Origin of the sequence: Flavobacterium sp. CFS9, from assembly GCF_041154745.1 — a bacterium.
In the GTDB taxonomy this organism is placed as follows: Bacteria; Bacteroidota; Bacteroidia; order Flavobacteriales; family Flavobacteriaceae; genus Flavobacterium.
This window is the reverse complement of record NZ_AP031573.1, coordinates 4566012-4584584: the sequence shown is the minus strand read 5'-3', so window position 1 is coordinate 4584584 and position 18573 is coordinate 4566012. Positions and strand designations below refer to the sequence as shown.

Below are 18573 nucleotides of genomic sequence, written 5' to 3'. Positions count from 1 at the left end.
GACGTAAAGTCAGAGACGTTTGCGCACTGTTTGTGAGGTACACTTTACAGATAAACTAAATAAAATTGACTATAAATTGAATATTTTTTTAACTGCGCAAAAACACTGCGTACTGCAAGAGTAGCTTTGTCCAATAACTAATTAAAACAAAAAAGATATGAGCGATTTTTTAGATTATGGTGTAATTAAACGTAAAATTGAAAGTGAAGTGTGTTCTGAACATAATGAATATTCCAAATTTATAAAAACCGCAAAGGGATTTCAAATTAACTCTTGTTGTGAAAGCTTCAAGATGAAACTCACTGAAAAAGTTAAAAAAATTATAACAAAACAAACAGAGATTGCTGTTCAGAAGATGTTTAAAAAAGTCTTCAAAAAATAAATTATTAATGAGCATTTATTGTTAAATTTTTTTAGACTTTTAATTGGTTCTTTTTTGGAAATATTGTGATTAAATAAATAATCTATTTGTGCGTGATGCACTTTAACTAAACTAAAAGAAATGGAAAATAACTTTGATAAATTAAAAGAGATTGCTGGAATTAATACAAAGCTGAGTCAGTTTGCTAAACTTGCTAACCCAATTCCAGAAAGTATAAGACAAATTATTGAAATGCAGGATAAATTAAAACTTGCAATTCCTACTTTCGATTTTCCAAAAGTTGATTTTCCAAAAGTTGATTTTCCAAATTTTGTTTTGCCTAAAATAGAAATACCAAAATTTGACAATTTATTTCATGATAAATTATTAGAAACTTTAAAAAAAATTTCTAATATAGGAGAAAACTTAAAAAACAATCCTGAATTACAATTTGGTTTTATTACCGATTTAGAAATCTTAAATTTAAAATCTGCCGAAGAGTTAAAAGAATCTTTAGTATCTGATCTTACTGACATTGATATTCAAGAAAAAGAAAAAATTTTGAATGATAATCTAATGCCATATTTAGAAAATCATAATCTTGAGAGTCTTTGGATTGGGGCCACCCAAGTCCTAGAATCAGAAAATAATCCTGATAGATTAAGACAATGTTTAATCTCTTTGAGAACTATCCTTGAGTATTTAATAGATCAAAAATTGGCGCCACTTGAAAAAATCAAAGACGAAGAGATGTTTAAAAATAATTTTAAAAAATATCATTTAGGAAAACAAAATATAGAATTGGTAAAAATTAAAAGAGCACAAAAAATAGAATATTTTACATCAAAGTTTGAATTTAGAACACTTGAAGATTTTACAAAAAACGAAATTCAATATGTTTGTAATTGTTACTCTATTTTATGTAATGTTCATCAACCAAATATTGGATTAACAGAAAATCAAGTTAGAAGTTTAAAAGTAAAAACAGGAATAACAATTTGGTTATTGATGTATTTGTATGATTTTTTAGAAAAATAAAGTGTTTTTGTCAGGGTATAAAATGAATAATTTTAGCACTACGTAAATTAGACTGCAAACTATAGGAATTTCTTAGCTAACTATAAAAATTAAGATAAATATTAAAACTATATGTTTAAGGTGATTAAACATATAGTTTTATAAAATAATAAAGAAGATAATGAATCAAGAAGATATAACTAAATATTTTGCGTTATTAGAAGAAGTTGAAACATCTAATAAATTAATTATGCTGGGGTTAGGAGAGATTCAAAACATTGGTTTAAGCAATAATTTTCATTTTTTACCTTTTCAACTTTTATCACAAGGGTTTGAGAGATTCATGAAATCATATATTTGCCTTGCTTATCAAAATGAAAAGAATCAATACCCAACTTTTAAATACCTTAAAAATCTGGGTCACGATTTAGAGTCATTATTAAAAGAAATTATCGATAATTATTATTTTGATTTTAAACAACCTCAATATAAAGATGATCTTGAATTTTTAAAAAATGATGTAGAATTAAAAGAATTACTTTTTATAATATCGGAGTTTGGCAAAAAGTCAAGATACTATAATTTTGATCTAATAACTGAAAATAAAGTGATTCCGTTAAACACAAAGGATTTATGGACAAAATTTGAAAACAAACATTTACTAAGAGATGAAAAATTATTATCAAAACTATTAAGCAGAGAAACTGAATATGAAGTTTTTTACAAATTAAATAGCACTGTAATAGTAATTTTTGAACGATTTGTTTCAGCCTTATCAAGACAAATTATTTTTAACTGTATTGGAAAAAAGGCGAAACAAATAGCTTATGTATCTTTTTGTGATTTTGGACTACTTTACGAAAAAGATTTTGGAAATAGAGATTATCGAAAAAATACAACCCGATATAAAGAAATACCAAAGAAAGTATATAAAAGAACTTTAAAAGATAATTTAGAGAGAAAATTAAATCCTAACATAAAATATAAGAAGATTTTAAAATCAGAGTTTGATGGAGATTGGCCATTTTATGCTGATGAAGTAGTCATTGAGTGCAGATATAAACATTGGTGTGTTATTGAAATTGAGGGGTATGATTATGCATTAAATGGATCTGCAAAAGCGCGATATAAACTTGAAAATCCGCTTGATGCTGGAATGGTAGTAATGGATAAAAATTCAAGTGATTTTATTAAAATGGCATTAGAATTATAAAAAAAATATTATCTAAAAATATTTCAAATAATAGGAAAAGTAATGTAAAAGTTGAATTTAAAACTATATGTAAGTGCCAAGCAATGTTTTCCTTTTCAAGAATCTTATGAAAAGTTGGGTGTATATCTCCTCCTGACTTCGAACTGATAAATATTAATCAGATTATAAATTGAATTAATAGTTTTAAACAGAAAAAGAGACTCTAAGGTCTCTTTTTTGCATTATATTTTCTATAAATAATCATTTACCAATCAACTTCTCAAGCCTCGCCATCATATCATCTTTCTCTTTCAACATACGCTCGTATAAAGCGATTTTTTCTTCGTGTATTCTTAAAACCTCTTGTATTGGATTAAATACTGGATGAAGATTAATTGCAGAGGCTCCATCTTTGAAATCTGAAAATGTATTCGAAATAATATTTATCGCTTGTTCTTCATCAAAGTTCTGAAAAGCTTCCACCGGAATTCTTAAGATGGCAGAAATTTGTTTCAGCAGCTTGTCTTCGATTACCTCTTTTTGTTCGAGCATCGAAATTTTCTTTTGGTTCCAGTCTTCTCCCAGATCATAAGCCAATGCTTCTTGTTTGATGTTAAGCATTTCTCTAAAACGTTTTACGTTTCTTCCCTGATGTATTTTCTGTTCCATAGCGATTGTCAATTTTTCTAAAGGCTCAAAGATAAAGCCATTTGGCTTAAAAACCCTGAGTTTCAAAGATAAAAAAATATCCGAGAAAACATCTTTTTTGTCAGATATTATACCAATTTTTATTTAGGGTATAATATCCACTTTTCGAATAGATTATCCTTTTTAAAGAACAGAAATTCGTTTGCGAATTTTAAATCACTTTAGCATGAACAAGAATACAATATCGTTCGAAACCAGCTCTTGGGCAGGGGAGGTGTCGGGAAATCCAATTAAGGCAGTCGAAGCCTTTTTTGCCTTTGCAGATCTTGATTATTACAAACAAAATCTAACCGAAGTGGTAGTTTACAGTTATAAGAGTGAAGTTTACGAAGCGAACAATCCCTCGAATGCTTTTGTTTTTTATACGGCTATGAACAATTTTCTTAAACTGTGTTACTGCCTGCAAGAAAAAAGCAAAAAATGGAAAGTTACAGCATCTTTGCCCAGTGAAATGTTTTCTCCTCTTTCTTCGCTGACAAAGGAAGAATACGACAATCCTTTTATAGTATTTCAAAAAGCATTTAACGAAAAGACTCTGGAAGAATTTGAATCATTTTTATGTCTAATGCTGGAGCTTTCAATGTCACCTAATCCTACAGATCCTTACTCAGACCTTACGACGCCCTACATTTATTTAATCAAAATGCTCGACGCAGTATATTTAATGAAAGAAAGAGGTATTGAGAAAATCAAGGAATGCAAATCGGCCTGATATTGTGGTGGGATAATTGTTTACGCTTTCTGCTTTTGCCCATTCAGGGCAATTTCATTTGTTTCATTTATATCATAGTGCGTTGCACTCTGCTTGCGCTATAGGACTTTCAGTCCTTAATTTCTTTGTGAATACCATTACATCAACTACAAATTATTTTAGGGGTGTACTTTGACGAAATACTAATCTTTCTAGTTTCTTTATTTGTATAGAATGGAAAATTGCTTTTACTTTAGTCAATGAATTTTATTTCATTATACTTAAAAGTAAAAGTTCAAGTTAATTGAAGTCAATTAAAAATTGAAGACCAATGAGAAACACTTTTTTTGCCCTTTTTAGTTTTGCACTGCTTTTTAGTTGTCAAAATAACCCTAAACCTGTAGAGAAAAAGGCTGTCAAAAAAGTAGAAAGAAAATCTCAGAATAAACTTCATGAAAATGATAATAAGGTATACAACTTTGGATCTGTTGGGGCTATACCTAAATATCCGGGCGGTATTCAAAAATTTCATATTTTCCTAACGAAGAATTATGTTGCACCTAAAGAAGTGGCTGAAGATGAACAACTGGCTGGTGCAGTTTTTGCCTCGATGATAATAGAAAAAGACGGAACCTTGTCTGATATAAAAATTCTTCGTGATTTTGGATATGGTTCAGGAGAAGAATTAGAAAGGGTTTTAAAATTATGTCCAAACTGGATTCCGGGAACTATAAACGGAGAACCGGTAAGATGTTTGTTTAGTATACCTTTTTATGTTCAATAATAATCAGCTATCAAAATATATGTGCGTAAACGGAAAAGAAATTAAACTTTGTACCTGTGTTCCAAATGGAATGAGTACTATTATTCACCACAAGAATTCTCGAAAAAACAGGCAAAAAAGACGTGTTGACTTTACCTGGACATTAGAAAAATGTATAGGCTACAGTAAAACTACTATGGATGGAATGGGATATATGCCTGAGAACGCTTTAACAGAAGATTTGACAAACGAGGCACTGCTTGTTTGTCTTAATACCAGAAACTGTTTTGATTTTGAGTACCAGCCCAGTGAAAAAGATAATCTTCAAATTTTTACTCCAGAAGGCTCTCTTAGAAGACACTTATCTTTTATTTTTAAAAATGGAGAATGGATAGCGGAATCGCATATGCCTTTTATGTATGAGATGGAAAAGATAAATTTTGGCAAAGTAACTTTTGAAGATAAAACGGAAAACCCCTTCTAAAAAAGTAATATTCCTTTAAACATTCTATTTTTCAGGACTTATACAAACAAAGCTTTTAACCATAATAGTTATAAAAATAAACTGCCCGATACAGGGCAGTTTACGGCTAAAGATTTTTACATTATTCTTTTATTGAAATCGCTAATACTAAGAGAACTGGAAAGACCAAATTCTTTAATACGATTTAAATACTCTTTTTTGAGCTCTCCACAATACTTTTCAATATTTTCTATGTCACCAAAAGCAAAGGATAGGGGGTCTAAATTAAGCCCGGCACCTTCATGATTATAAACAATTTTTACATTTTTTCTTGTTTTTATATCACAGTTTGTGACATTGTTGAAACCAATATCTACAACACATTCTTTCTCAATTCCAATAAAACTATCTTCCTTGATAACAGAAAACTTATTATTGCGTAAATCAATATATTCCAGATTTTTTAGATTTTTAATTCCCTCTATTTCTGATATTTTATTAGTAGCAAAATTCAACATGGTGAGATTACTTAATCCTTCTAATCCTTCTATTTTTGAAATCTCTGTTTCGCTTAAATCCAATACTCGTAAATTTTCCAGATATTCTAAGCACTCTATTTTTTCGATTTCGCTTGCGTTATGCAGCAAAAGCTGTTTCAAGCTGGTCATTTCTTTTAGACCTTGAAATGACTTTATAATACAAGAACTCAGATTTAATTTTTCTAAATTTTTCATTCTATCCAACCCTAATCTGTTGAAATCCAAGTCAAAACAAGAGGAGAGATCTATGTGGTTAATATTTTCCAGTTCTTCAATATCTTCAAAACTTTCGATTCTTGCATTTCTCAGACTTAACTTCCTCAATTTTTTTGCATGTTCTAATCCCTGAATAGATTTTACTTTAGTATAATCTAAGCTTAAAGACCTTAAGTTTTGAAGATTTTGAATGTTTTCAAATTTAGAATCAGAATCCACATCAGTAGCGGATAAATTCAGTTCCTGTAGATTTATTAAACCTTCAATACCTTCAATATTTGACAAGGGATTAATGCTTAAATCTAATTTTTTAAGCTGTTTAAAAACACCTATATCTTTAATATTTTTGATTTCACAATCTTGTACAATTAAGTCTTCTAAATTATCAGATACAGGTAATAAAAAGTCAAGGCTATTAATTGGGATTTCTTGTAAACGCAACGCTGTTATGTTATCATCTTTATCAACTGTATAAGTATTTTCGAAATCAATCGCTTCATCAGATTTGATCATTTTAATATCAAACTGATTCTCTATTTTTTTTATAAATGCTTTCATTATTTACATCCTAAACTCTTAAACCTTTCCAAATTAGTACTTCCTTTTACTGAAACATTAGGGTTTGCTTTCCCTATGATTGATTCAATATATCTAAAACAATCAAATTCATTAAGTTTATATTTTTTACCATTAAATCTTTGCGCTGATTTTGATATCGCATCATTCAAATTACGAGTTACTTCGATTGTTTTTTTGTCTGCTGCATCGATATCATCAAGAGATATTTTACTCGCTCCAGTTTTGATTTCGATTATATCATTTCTACCCATTGTCAAATGCGTCATTTGTTGAACTCCTTTTGAATCAGTAAAGATCAATCTATAATGATTTCCGCTGCCAATATTTACATCCTGCCTTATAATTGTAATTACATCAAGCGCAAAAAGATCAAATGTTGAATTACTATCTTCTACATAAGCATAAAAATTTGGGTTATTTCCATGTAACCCAATCGGATCCTGACTGATATATCCTCCAGTTTCAGGACTATAATATCTAAACCTGTTGTAATATAATCCTGTCTCAGCATCTTCGTACTGTCCCAACTGTCTAAAAGGAATAAAACTTCGATCACCTTTTAGATTGTGTAATTCACCATAAATATCATAATCGGTTTCCCAAACCAGCTTGCCCTTCTCATTATAAGCTTGTACAGGTCTGCCGATATAATCATTAATAATAGAAAACTTTTCCTCGCCAACAATTTTAGCGCTTGGTACAAAAGAACGGTCTTCGTAGACCAAAGTAATTAAATTCTCAATGGGTTCTGGCTTGTCGTATACCAAGTCATCTTCAGTAGCAATTAATTTAGGTCGATCTTTTAAATCATACTTCCATTCGTGAATAAGAACGTTGCCATCCCAAACATAGCGATTTATTTTTTCGTTTGCAATCTTTGCGGTGCGTCGGCCCAGGGCATCGTATTCAAAATGTACTTTCTTCCCATCAGGATTGGTGATGCTCTCGAGCATACCATTCGCCAGCCAGTTATACATGGTATCTCCGTCCTGCCACTGCTCGTGTTCTTGCTGTAATCTGGTTTCTTCGATTTTGTTACCCGCCAGTTTATCGATCCAGTTGGTTGGTTCTTCGAATTTTAATTCCTCATTGATGTTTCTGGAACTTTTGTGTATCAGGTTACCCAGTTCGTCGTATTTGTAATGGTACTTCTCATCCTGTAACAGTTTACCGCCTTTACCGTATTTACGATCGCTGCGATCGGGAGTTTTGTAAAGATTTCCTACTGCATCCGGGGTTTTGTACAGCTGTTCTTTTCCATTATAATCTGCCTTTGCCAGATTACCAAAATCATCATAATCAAAATAAGTGATATTGGAGGTCATTTGGTTTACTGTGCTGCGTAACTGCTGGTTGGTATCCCAGTTATAAAAACGAGATCCGGTGCGTTTGCCATTGGCAAATACTTCCTGTTCTTTTTGTTTTCCGCTGTTGTTGTAACTGGTTTTAATGTGGAGTCCACCAGTGGTAAAGCGTTCTATTTCTCTTCCCAGTTCGTCGCGTTTCAGGGTGGTTTCCCACTTCTGATGCTGTTCTTTGAGCTCGCTGCTTTGGGCTTCTATTCGTTCAAGTTGTCCTTTTGAGTCGTAATACGTACTGATCTCTGCTCCTAAACTAGTGCTTATATGGGTACGCTGTCCCAGTTTGTTGTAGGTCGCGGTAAGTACAATGGCATTTTCTGCTTTGTCGAGCTGCTGTTTTTGGGTTTCTTTTACGATACGATCCATTTCGTCTCGCTCTAAAAGAATGCTTACATTTTGATTTACGGCCTCCGTTAAAAGTCCATTTTTATTATAGCTATAGGTTTCCCAGCTGCCATCGTGGTAGTCGACTCTGGTGATACGTCCTAAAGCGTCCTGCTCATATTCGGTAAATCTGCCGTTGCCATGATCGATTCTGGTGACTTCACCTGCGAGATTCCGCTGGTATTTTTTGACCATACCATCAAATGCAGTTTCTTTTACAATTTGTCCGGCTTTGTTTCGGGTAAAATAGTAGACTTCGTTGTCTTCGTTTTTGATGGCTTGCAGCTGTTCCATCTTGTCGTAATCAAAACGCACTTTTACGCCATTTTGCTCGCGTGTAGAAAGACTTCCCATTGGGGTATAACTGAACTTAATACTGTTTTTATTGTCTTTTAAACCTATTACTTCATCATAATTGTTGTAGGTAAACTGTATGACATTGCTGTCTTTCTCTACAATTTGCCTTACCCTGTCCAATGCGTCATAACTAAAGTAATCAGCCATTTGCATTGGGGTGTAAATCGCCTGTACGCGTCCACGATGGTCGTACTCCCACGATTTTAATTTTTCACTATTCTCACGCCATTCGATAAGATTGTATCGATCATCATAAATCAATTCGAGTTTGTTGTTGTTTTTGGCCACTGTAGCCAGTAGCCCATTATTATAGTAACTAAAATGAGTAGTGGTTTTATCAGGTGCAATAATGGTTTTGAGCTGATCCGGTCTGTCTTCTTTGTACAGATAAACGGTTTTGTTCGCTTCGGGATCTATGGCTATCGATGGGCGGTTTTCCTCATCATAAATCATGATTTCTTCGGTGCCATCCGGATAAACGGTGCCGGTTTTGTTCCCTCTGTCATCATAATTAAAACCAAGAATGCGTCCTTCAGGATCAATCTCGCGATAAAGTTCCATAAACTCGGTATAATCGTAAAAGGTGCTATTGCCCATAGGGTCTTTAACCTGCGTAATCAGCTGACTTGGCTCGTAATAATAAGTGGTTACGGCATAGTTGGAGTCTGTTATCAGATTGTAACCTTCCTCAGGATGGTATTCCATCCAGCCTTCCTGCCAGCCGCCATCTCCCCAGGTATGGATACAACGGTTTTCATTATCGTATTCCCAATAAAAAGTTTGTCCGTTACGGTCGGTCTTTTTGACCATTAAATGATTTTCATATTCAATGGTTGTTGGTTTTTGAAGTGCATCGATAATCGCACTTATGTTGCCTTCCTGATCGTACTCGTAGGCTACCAAAAGTTCGTCCTGTTCCGGTCCGACAAGTTCCAACTTTTGAATGAATCCGCCTTTTGTGCTCACTTTGATCTCTCTGCCTGCAGCATCAATGATTTTTTTCAGACGATTGGCTGTAAATTCAAAAATGACACTAAGTCCGCTAACATTACTAATTTTGGTAAGCTGGTATTTTTTTCCGTCAAACAGAGTAAAATCATAAAAGAGTTTGCTATCGTGATCGTAAGCCTCATAACCATCCTGAGTTCTTTTTAAAGTTATTTTTTCTTCACGTAAGTAAAATTCTTCCTCAGGCAGTAGCATCGGAAAAGCCACAAGACGTCCGTCATCCATGCGAAGTCCAAGGGCATCGTCTTCGGGGTATAATTCAACTGCTCTGTCATACACACTATGGGTTCCATGACCAAGCCAACCCACATATGGAGAATCTGAATACCAACTGCGTTCCCAGTTTAAAGAAATTGGACTGGCAATACTAAAATCGCTTCCTTCATAAATTACTGCTCCATTGATTGCGTTTACGGGGTCATTAACACATTTTCGAAGTGCATCTTTGAGGCCATCAGGACCTTTTGATCCCTTAAGGTTAATCTTTTTAACAAGTCCTCTCACTTTTTTCATTAAGGTACTAAAACCAATACTTGCTAATAAGCCTGTAAGGACTCCTCCCCAATCAGGAGGATAGGGGCCGCCAACCATCACGGGTTTCCCGGTAGGGATAGGCAAGGAGAATGAGGTTGGAGCAAAAAGAGTTGGGGCAAAAGGTAACATTTTCTTGCCTATTTTGGTTTTCCCTAAAGACATCGAGAGGGGAATCCCAATATCATTACAAGTCATTAACATGTGTCCTTTGGGGCTCATTCTGGTACCGTCTGAGAAAACTGTTTTAGAAGCAAAAAAGTTCATACTTTCATGACCAATGATAGGAGTCATCAGCCAGGGCGGTGTAAAAAGCGGAATGTGCATCAAAGGTATTATGATACCGCTGGTGTCTGAGTTTCCACGTTTAAATCCGTTTACATGTACAGTGGCACCTAAAAACGGAATATAATCGAATGGATCGATGACAATACCTATATAAGGATGGAAAGGGTTAAAAGGGGGTAGGGTAGTGAAATGGATGTCAATCCCCACTACAATGGTTAAATGGTTATCGGTTAATAGCATAAGTAGGTGTTGCTTAATTATTTGGGGGTTCTCTTATATTTTGGGGCTTATTTATTTGGTATTAAAAAACATTATTTTATAAATGATTATCATCCTGATTAAAGTTATAGCTTTTTTATGGCGCATTATTTTTACTTTATTTCTTGTAGGAAGAAGAGGAAAATTGAAATACAGTTATGAACGAAAATACAACAGTATTTTGGATGTTCAAACTAATTTGTAAGATTTATTATAAAAAAATAATGGAAAATTGTTATGTGTTTTACTTTTCTAAAAACGACAAAATTGGATAATATCATATAGTTTAAGTTGTATCATATCAGCTGATTATGGCTAGTTTTTCAGGAAGATACTGTTTTCTAACGGTTACAACAATCTGGTTGGCTGTTCGAAATCTGTAGTCTATGACTTTACATTGGCTTTATAAATTTGGTTTAAATGCTCTGTTGGGATTAATCTAAAAAATGATTTGATTTTTTAAGTTAGCTTGAAAAGAATTACGTCTTAGCTTTCTGTTACACAATTGCAGGTAGTTCCGGAACGATATCTGAGCTCTCTAAAGAATAATTATCTGTTTTTTTTCTTATTGTAATTGCAAAAAGATTAATAATCTGATAAAATATATCTAAAAAGAATATTTCTCTGATTTTAGGTTTGAACTAAAATAAATCATCTTTTATTTCAAAATTTGCAAGGTAAAAAAACTAAACATTCCCATCAAATGAAAGCGAACATACAAGAAGATTTAAGAATAAGCGAAAAGCAAGATATTGAAAACGCCCAGAATACAATCAAAAATGATTTTGCATTCACATTGGAGAGTATTTATTTCAATGAAAACTATATTCCGTCCGAAAGTACGCGTACAACAACAAACTTTGCTAATTTGGCAAGAGGAGCGAGCCGTCAGGAAAATTTGCGCAACACTATTAACATGATTAACAATCGTTTTAATACCCTGGCGAACTGGGATAATCCTAATAACGATCGCTATACTGTTGAATTAGAAATTGTTTCTGTTTATATAGATATTGATGGCAGTGGCCAAACATTCCCAACGATTGAGGTTTTAAAGACGCATATTATCGATCATAAAACGGGTAAACGCATTGAAGGCATTGTTGGCAATAACTTTTCTTCTTATGTACGCGATTATGATTTTAGCGTATTGCTTTTAGAGCATAACAAGGATAAAGACAACTTTAGCATTCCTGATAATTTTGGCGAATTACACGGCAATATATTTAAGCACTTTGTAAATTCAGAAACGTACAAAGAAAACTTTATCAAACCACCCGTTATATGTTTGAGTGTGTCAGATAATAAAACGTATCATCGTACAGGAAACCATCACCCGATATTAGGTTTTGAATATCAGGTCAGCGATTCTTCTTTAACAGAGCAATACTTCAAAAAGATGGGCTTGCAGGTTCGTTATTTTATGCCCGCTAATTGCGCTGCACCTTTAACGTTTTTTTTCTTTGGTGATTTACTGGCTGATTATACAAACCTTGAACTAATCAGTACGATTAGTACTATGGAAACGTTCCAAAGGATTTATCGACCTGAAATTTATAATGCCAATTCTCTTGCAGGATTATCCTATAAGCCTAGTTTGAAAAATCAAGACCATTCTTTAACCAAAATTGTATACAACCGGGAAGAGCGCACCCAGTTAGCAATTGAGCAAGGTAAGTTTGCAGAAAAGCATTTCATTAAGCCTTACAAAAACATCCTGGAACAGTGGTCAGCCAGTTTCGGTCTTTAACTACAATACATTAAAATTATACTATATCATTATGAAGAAATTACTATTACCTACCTCAATTGTTGGGAGTTTACCCAAACCTGCCTGGCTTGCACCACCCGAAAAACTTTGGTCACCGTGGAAATTAGAGGGAGAGCAGTTACTTGAAGGGAAACAAGATGCTTTGCGTATTTCTTTGCAGGAACAACAATTGGCAGGTCTGGATATTATTTGTGATGGCGAGCAGACACGCCAGCATTTTGTAACGACTTTTATCGAGCATTTAAGCGGCGTAGATTTTGAAAATCGTAAAACAGTAAAAATCCGTAACCGTTATGATGCAAGTGTTCCGATGGTTGTAGGTGAGGTTGCACGTCAAAAAGCAGTTTTTGTTGAAGATGCCAAATTTTTACGTAAACAAACAAATAAGCCTATAAAATGGGCATTGCCTGGCCCGTTGACAATGGTAGATACCTTGTACGATGACCATTACAAAAGCAGAGAAAAACTGGCATGGGAATTTGCAAAAGCACTTAATGAAGAAGCCAGAGAACTGCAAGATGCAGGGGTAGATATTATCCAGTTTGATGAACCGGCATTTAATGTGTTCTTTGATGAAGTAAACGATTGGGGTATGGCAGCATTAGAAAGAGCCATTGAAGGTTTAAACTGTGAGACTGCGGTACATATTTGTTACGGTTATGGAATACAAGCCAATACTGACTGGAAAAAGACATTAGGCTCAGAGTGGCGTCAGTATGAAGAAATTTTTCCGAAAATTCAAAAATCTAAAATTGATGTGGTGTCATTAGAATGTCACAACTCCAATGTGCCTTTAAATTTAATGGAACTGGTACGTGGTAAAAAAGTAATGGTAGGTGCTATTGATGTGGCAGCCAATACTATCGAAACACCAGAAGAGGTAGCAAATACACTGCGTAAAGCTCTGGAGTTTGTAGATGCCGAAAATCTTTATCCTTCCACAAACTGCGGTATGGCTCCTTTGTCTCGAAGTGTAGCCAGAGGTAAGCTAAATGCTTTAAATGCAGGAGCAGAAATTATTCGCAGAGAACTTGGGATTTAGTTCCAATTTACCGATAAAAAAGGTATAAACAATACGCTCAAATAGCCATATGAAACTTTTAGAAAAAACACAGTTAGGTGATGTCAACCTAAAAAACAGAATGGTCATGGCGGCGATGACCAGAGGCCGTGCAGACATCAATGGGGTAGTGGGTGATATGGCAATAGAATACTATAGTCAAAGAGCAAGCGCAGGTCTGCTGCTTACTGAAGCCATTAGGATCACCGAAGAAGCAACCGGCAGTCCGAACACTCCGGGTATTTTCACGGATCAGCAAATAGAAGCATGGAGAAAGGTTACAACGGCGGTACACAATAAAGGGGGTATTATTATCGCTCAGCTTTGGCACACTGGTCGCATTGGGCATTCTACCGACAGGAACGGCAAGCTTCCCTTTGCACCATCACCGCTGTCTATTCGAGGTATGCAGCATTTCACGTCCCAGGGTATGAAAGATTATGAGATCCCTTTGGAAATGACAATCCCTCAGATCAAGCAAACTATAAAGGATTTTGGCCAAGCTGCAAGAAATGCCATAGCAGCAGGATTTGATGGAGTTCAGCTACACGCTGCTAATGGTTATTTACCCAACCAGTTTCTGGCTGAAAGTGCCAACCAAAGGACAGATGAATATGGCGGGAACATTCCTAACAATGCCCGATTTGTGTTAGAAGTAATGCAGGAACTAATCGGTTCTGTAGGGAGTGAAAAGGTGGGCATTAAAATAGCTCCTTCCCATACCTATGGTGATATAGTACTGGATGACGTTGCGGGTACCTACACTTATCTCATTGAAGAATTGAACAAACTCGATTTTTCCTATGTGGAACTCATGAGATCCGCATCCTACATCGCTTCACCTGAAGGTCATGGCAGTAACAACGAGATTGAATTCTTTGGCAGCAAAATTCGTCAGACGGTAATCGCTAATGCAGGGTATGACAGGACTTCTGCTGAGGCAGAACTTGAAAAAGGAATTGCAAAACTTATTTCCTTTGGCAGGTTATACATTGCAAACCCTGACTTGCCTGAACGGTTTGAAAAAAATGCAGCGCTCAATGCGCCGGACAGGACAACCATGTATGGAGGCGGGGAGCGTGGTTATATTGATTATCCGCTTTTGAACGAGTAAAATGCTGTACAGATAAAGGCAATTAAGGCCATAGTTTATTTGTGTAAAATATTTTTATAATCTTGCCTCTACGGGGGAATAATATTAAAAACAAATTGAAGAAATTATTAAAAGTATTAAAGAAAGCAGGTTTCGACGGTTTCCTGTTAATGATAGCCACCATGATTTTGCTGGCTTATTTTTTACCGCAGCCAGGAATGGTAAAAGAACCTGTTTCATTGGAGGAGATTGCCAATGCTGGTGTTTCCTTGATTTTCCTGTTTTATGGCTTACGGCTGAGTGTTGAGAAACTAAAAACCGGGCTTTCCAATTGGAAAATGCACATTGTCGTCCAGTTGACAACCTTTTTGTTTTTTCCGCTCATTGTTTTGGCATTTCGTCCTTTGTTTATAAACAACGGATTTGAGCTGCTTTGGCTGGGAGTTTTTTTTCTGGCGGCTTTACCGTCTACAGTATCTTCTTCTGTGGTCATGGTTTCTATCGCTAAGGGAAATATTCCTGCCGCTATTTTCAATGCGAGCATTTCCAGTTTGATCGGAGTAGTGGTTACGCCGCTCTGGGTTGGTCTGTACATCGCTTCGGCAACTGGCAATTTTGATGTTACTGATATCGTTATAAAGTTGATTCTTCAGGTTTTACTGCCTGTCATTATTGGCATTAGTCTTAATTCCCGTTTTGGGGCCTTTGCCGAAAAATACAAGAAACAGCTCAAATATTTCGATCAGGCAGTGATTCTCACTATTATTTATACCTCTTTTTGCAAATCATTCTCCCAGCATCTTTTTGAGGGTTTCACAGCCCTAGAACTTGTCGGACTTGCCGCAGGGATGATGGCTTTGTTTTTTGCCGTATTTTTTTGTGTCGGACTACTTAGCCGTATTTTTGGCTTTTCAGACGAAGACCGTATCACGGTATTATTCTGCGGATCTAAAAAGTCATTGGTACACGGTACCGTCATGTCAAAAGTACTCTTTCAGCACAGTACTATAACCGGCATCGTATTATTGCCGCTCATGCTTTACCACGCTTTGCAGTTAATTGCCGCTAGTATCATCGCTCAGGGTATGGCTCGACGAAAAGAAACATAGTTCTGACATTCAATTTGACGGATAAAGGATTTTTTCTTGAAACTGTACTTCAATGTCAGTTCCATTCTGTAAAAATTACTTTTTAGATTTTTATACTGTAAAGATGAGTTTTGCAGGTTAATATGTTCTTGGCTTGTTTAAAGTTAGATTTTTGTGTTGTTTTTGGTTATATTTGAAGAATTTTATTCTGATTTAAAATAACAAAACTTACTTAAAACAAAATAATTTATGGAGCAGATAGATGATATAGATCTTCAATTACTAAATATACTTCATAATAATTCTAAATACACGGTAAAAGAGCTTGCTAAAATGGTAAATCTTTCCCCGTCGCCTGTTTTTGAGCGAATTAAAAGACTAGAAAACAACGGTTATATTAAGAAATATATTGCATTGCTTGATGCTGAAAAATTAAACAGAGGGTTCATCGTTTTCTGCAATATCAAACTCAAACAGCACGACCGTAATATTGGAAATCAGTTTGTTAGTGATATTATGAAAATTGAAGAAGTTGTGGAATGCTATAATATCTCAGGAGATTATGACTTTTTAATGAAAGTCTCTGCCAAAGACATGAAGCATTATCAGGATTTTGTTTTTAATAAATTGGGATCCGTTGAAAGTATAGGAAGCACCCAGAGCACCTTTGTAATGTCGGAAATAAAAAATATGTATGGATAGTTTCGCGATGGTTAATTTATTTGGCGCAGACAAAGTTTTTTTTATCAGCTGTACAAAATCTGTAGAGGTTAAATAGTAAAAATTATTGATTAGACGTATATATGTTATTTTTTTATGATCTACGGAAGTAAATTTTAATGCTAATCTTTTGAAGAGAAAAAGCAATTAGTAATTCCATATATCTGTTAGTAAAATTCTTAAATTCATTTGTATTATAATTGCATAACTGAAATTTGCAAAAGAAAAGAGTGTAATAAATGACTTCAAAATTTGTTTTATTTTTTATTCTAACGTTATCAACCTGTTTTGGACAAAGTATTACAGATCCTTTGCCAACCGCTGAAAAAGGGCTTAACGAATGTATTAAAGCCAATAGCAAAGGAGAATTAAATTGCAGAAAAGAATACTACCATGAACTTCAATTCTGGGAAACTGAGGTTTTCAATGCTGTTTCAGAAATTATTAAACGAAATAAAACTGAAGAGGAAAGAGCCGCATTTGAAAAAGAACAAGTGGAATGGAAAGAGACAACATATTATTATTTTGCAAAGACTATGAAGGAGTTTCAGTTTAAGCATCGTGGTAAATTTGTGTGGGATAATGATCCTGGTTTAAAATCTGATGCCAGACTCTTTTATCAAAAAAATGCTAAATACTACACAGATAGGATTTCTTATTTATTAAGTTTAGTGCAAAAGTAAATGATTTATGAAGTTAAAAACTCTATTTACATAATTTAAAAATATCTATAGTGCTGTTTAAAAATAACTATTCACTGAAACACAATATTTATTCTATTGTTTTTGCATTTATTGTTCTGTCTTTTAGCAATGTAATACTAGCCCAAGATACAAAGAAGTATACATTGATTCCTGATGTTAATTTTGAATTAGCTTTACAGGCGTATAGATATGATCATGGGGAAGTTGATGGAAAAGTCCTGACATCTGATATTGCAAGGCTAACTGAACTTAATATCACAAATTTCGGTATAACCGATTTAACGGGATTACAGGATTTTGTTTCATTAAAAAAGCTTCTGTGCAATAGAAACAAAATAGGCGCTTTGGATTTATCAGGTAATTTGGCATTAACTACCTTATCCTGTGAAGAAAATAAGTTGAAGGTATTGAACTTAAGTAAAAATCAGGCACTAGTACATTTAAATTGTTCCGAAAACAAATTAACATCTTTAGATCTAACCGGTAACAAGGAATTAGTTAATTTGTTTTGCGAAAAAAATCAATTAGCAACCGTTGATTTGAGTCAAAATGCGAAATTGACATCCATAGCTATTAGCGGAAATCAATTGGAGAATTTAGATATTTCCAAAAATACAAATCTGGATAGATTGTTTTGTGGCGCAAATAGGCTTTCTGTCTTAAATACAAATGATAATATTGCTTTAACTGTCCTGGATTGCAGTGTAAACGGAATCAGACGATTGGATTTATCTCAGAATGTTAATTTGAAAAATCTCGGTTGTGTAGAAAATGAATTAGCAACTTTAGATCTGTCTCAAAATCTCCGTTTGTTTAATTTACATTGTGGAAAAAATCCGCTAACCGAATTGAATTTGACTCACAACCCAGACTTGAACTTTTTGTCTTGTACTAATACGCAAGTAACCAATTTAGATCTGAGTAAAAATATTGTTTTAACAAGAGCTTATTTGGACGAAAATCAGCTGAATGTTTTGGATGTCACGCAAAATTGCGAGTTAGAGTTTTTGAGCTGTTCTAAAAATAAACTGGAATCATTAAATATTTCTAATGCTCCATTAGTTGAGTTGATATGTCATAAAAATCGTTTGGTTGCAATTGATTTAAGCCAAAGCCCATTATTGTTAAGTGTGGAGTGTTCACAAAACCAATTAGTTAATTTGGATATTTCTAAAAATCCAAAACTTTATGCACTCAGTTGTCAATCAAATTCATTAACAAGTTTGAATATTAGCAATGGAAAAAATAAGCAACTGTCAAATTTCTATGCCTATTCTAATCCCAATCTGAAATGCATACAAACTGATAAAGATATTGTTCCTTTGTATAATTGGCGAAAAGACGACATTGCGGGTTATAATACAAATTGCAACTGAACATTTTTTTTAAAATTGACAACTATCTGCTGGTTATCACCTTTA

At 34.1% G+C, this 18573-nt stretch carries 16 protein-coding genes; 13 read left to right on the top strand and 3 right to left on the bottom strand.

Annotated features, from left to right (window positions below; all coding sequences use genetic code 11):
* Positions 1-157 precede the first annotated feature (157 nt).
* The 3 genes from ACAM30_RS19355 (at position 158) to ACAM30_RS19345 (ending at position 2591) form a co-directional block, all read left to right on the top strand.
* Complete coding sequence (locus ACAM30_RS19355) at positions 158-382, top strand: hypothetical protein (protein WP_369616155.1); 225 nt, start codon at positions 158-160, stop codon at positions 380-382.
* A gap of 120 nt (positions 383-502) precedes the next feature.
* Positions 503-1399 carry a hypothetical protein gene (locus ACAM30_RS19350; RefSeq protein WP_369616154.1) on the top strand — a complete coding sequence of 299 codons (897 nt, stop codon included), beginning with the start codon at positions 503-505 and terminating at the stop codon, positions 1397-1399.
* 160 nt (positions 1400-1559) lie between these two features.
* A complete protein-coding gene (locus ACAM30_RS19345; protein ID WP_369616153.1) occupies positions 1560-2591 on the top strand; it encodes a hypothetical protein in 1032 nt (343 codons plus the stop codon).
* A 240-nt stretch (positions 2592-2831) separates the two neighbouring features.
* Here the strand turns inward: ACAM30_RS19345 and ACAM30_RS19340 are convergent, their stop codons facing one another.
* The gene (locus ACAM30_RS19340) at positions 2832-3239 is read right to left on the bottom strand and encodes an XRE family transcriptional regulator (protein ID WP_369616152.1); all 408 of its coding nucleotides are present in this window, start codon (positions 3237-3239) and stop codon (positions 2832-2834) included.
* Between the two features lie 205 nt (positions 3240-3444).
* Between ACAM30_RS19340 and ACAM30_RS19335 the strand changes: the two genes are divergently transcribed.
* From ACAM30_RS19335 to ACAM30_RS19325, 3 genes are all read left to right on the top strand, one after another.
* Complete coding sequence (locus ACAM30_RS19335; protein ID WP_369616151.1) at positions 3445-3990, top strand: hypothetical protein; 546 nt, start codon at positions 3445-3447, stop codon at positions 3988-3990.
* Positions 3991-4300: 310 nt separating this feature from the next.
* Positions 4301-4753 carry an energy transducer TonB gene (locus ACAM30_RS19330; RefSeq protein WP_369616150.1) on the top strand — a complete coding sequence of 151 codons (453 nt, stop codon included), beginning with the start codon at positions 4301-4303 and terminating at the stop codon, positions 4751-4753.
* A 70-nt stretch (positions 4754-4823) separates the two neighbouring features.
* A complete protein-coding gene (locus ACAM30_RS19325; protein ID WP_369616149.1) occupies positions 4824-5216 on the top strand; it encodes a hypothetical protein in 393 nt (130 codons plus the stop codon).
* A 116-nt stretch (positions 5217-5332) separates the two neighbouring features.
* Here the strand turns inward: ACAM30_RS19325 and ACAM30_RS19320 are convergent, their stop codons facing one another.
* Positions 5333-6508, bottom strand: a complete 1176-nt coding sequence (locus ACAM30_RS19320; protein ID WP_369616148.1) for a leucine-rich repeat domain-containing protein — start codon at positions 6506-6508, stop codon at positions 5333-5335.
* On the bottom strand, positions 6508-10698 hold the full coding sequence (locus tag ACAM30_RS19315) for a DUF6531 domain-containing protein (protein ID WP_369616147.1): 4191 nt from the start codon (positions 10696-10698) through the stop codon (positions 6508-6510). The genes ACAM30_RS19320 and ACAM30_RS19315 overlap by 1 nt, the downstream gene beginning before the upstream one ends.
* A 721-nt stretch (positions 10699-11419) precedes the next feature.
* On the opposite strand from ACAM30_RS19315, the gene ACAM30_RS19310 reads away from it, so the two are divergent.
* The 7 genes from ACAM30_RS19310 to ACAM30_RS19280 all read left to right on the top strand — a co-directional run bounded on the left by ACAM30_RS19310 (position 11420) and on the right by ACAM30_RS19280 (position 18528).
* Positions 11420-12466, top strand: a complete 1047-nt coding sequence (locus ACAM30_RS19310) for a DUF1852 domain-containing protein (protein ID WP_369616146.1) — start codon at positions 11420-11422, stop codon at positions 12464-12466.
* A gap of 31 nt (positions 12467-12497) precedes the next feature.
* Positions 12498-13529 (top strand): methionine synthase, encoded by a 1032-nt coding sequence (locus tag ACAM30_RS19305; protein WP_369616145.1) that lies wholly within the window; start codon positions 12498-12500, stop codon positions 13527-13529.
* 49 nt (positions 13530-13578) lie between these two features.
* Entirely contained in the window at positions 13579-14661 is a 1083-nt protein-coding gene (locus tag ACAM30_RS19300) for an alkene reductase (protein ID WP_369616144.1), read from the top strand.
* Positions 14662-14756: 95 nt separating this feature from the next.
* Positions 14757-15749: a bile acid:sodium symporter family protein gene (locus ACAM30_RS19295; RefSeq protein ID WP_369616143.1), complete on the top strand. Its 993-nt coding sequence runs from the start codon at positions 14757-14759 to the stop codon at positions 15747-15749.
* 228 nt (positions 15750-15977) lie between these two features.
* Positions 15978-16430 (top strand): Lrp/AsnC family transcriptional regulator, encoded by a 453-nt coding sequence (locus tag ACAM30_RS19290; protein WP_369616142.1) that lies wholly within the window; start codon positions 15978-15980, stop codon positions 16428-16430.
* Positions 16431-16687: 257 nt separating this feature from the next.
* A complete protein-coding gene (locus tag ACAM30_RS19285) occupies positions 16688-17131 on the top strand; it encodes a hypothetical protein (RefSeq protein WP_369616141.1) in 444 nt (147 codons plus the stop codon).
* Between the two features lie 50 nt (positions 17132-17181).
* A complete protein-coding gene (locus ACAM30_RS19280) occupies positions 17182-18528 on the top strand; it encodes a leucine-rich repeat domain-containing protein (protein ID WP_369616140.1) in 1347 nt (448 codons plus the stop codon).
* The last annotated feature ends 45 nt before the right edge of the window (positions 18529-18573 follow it).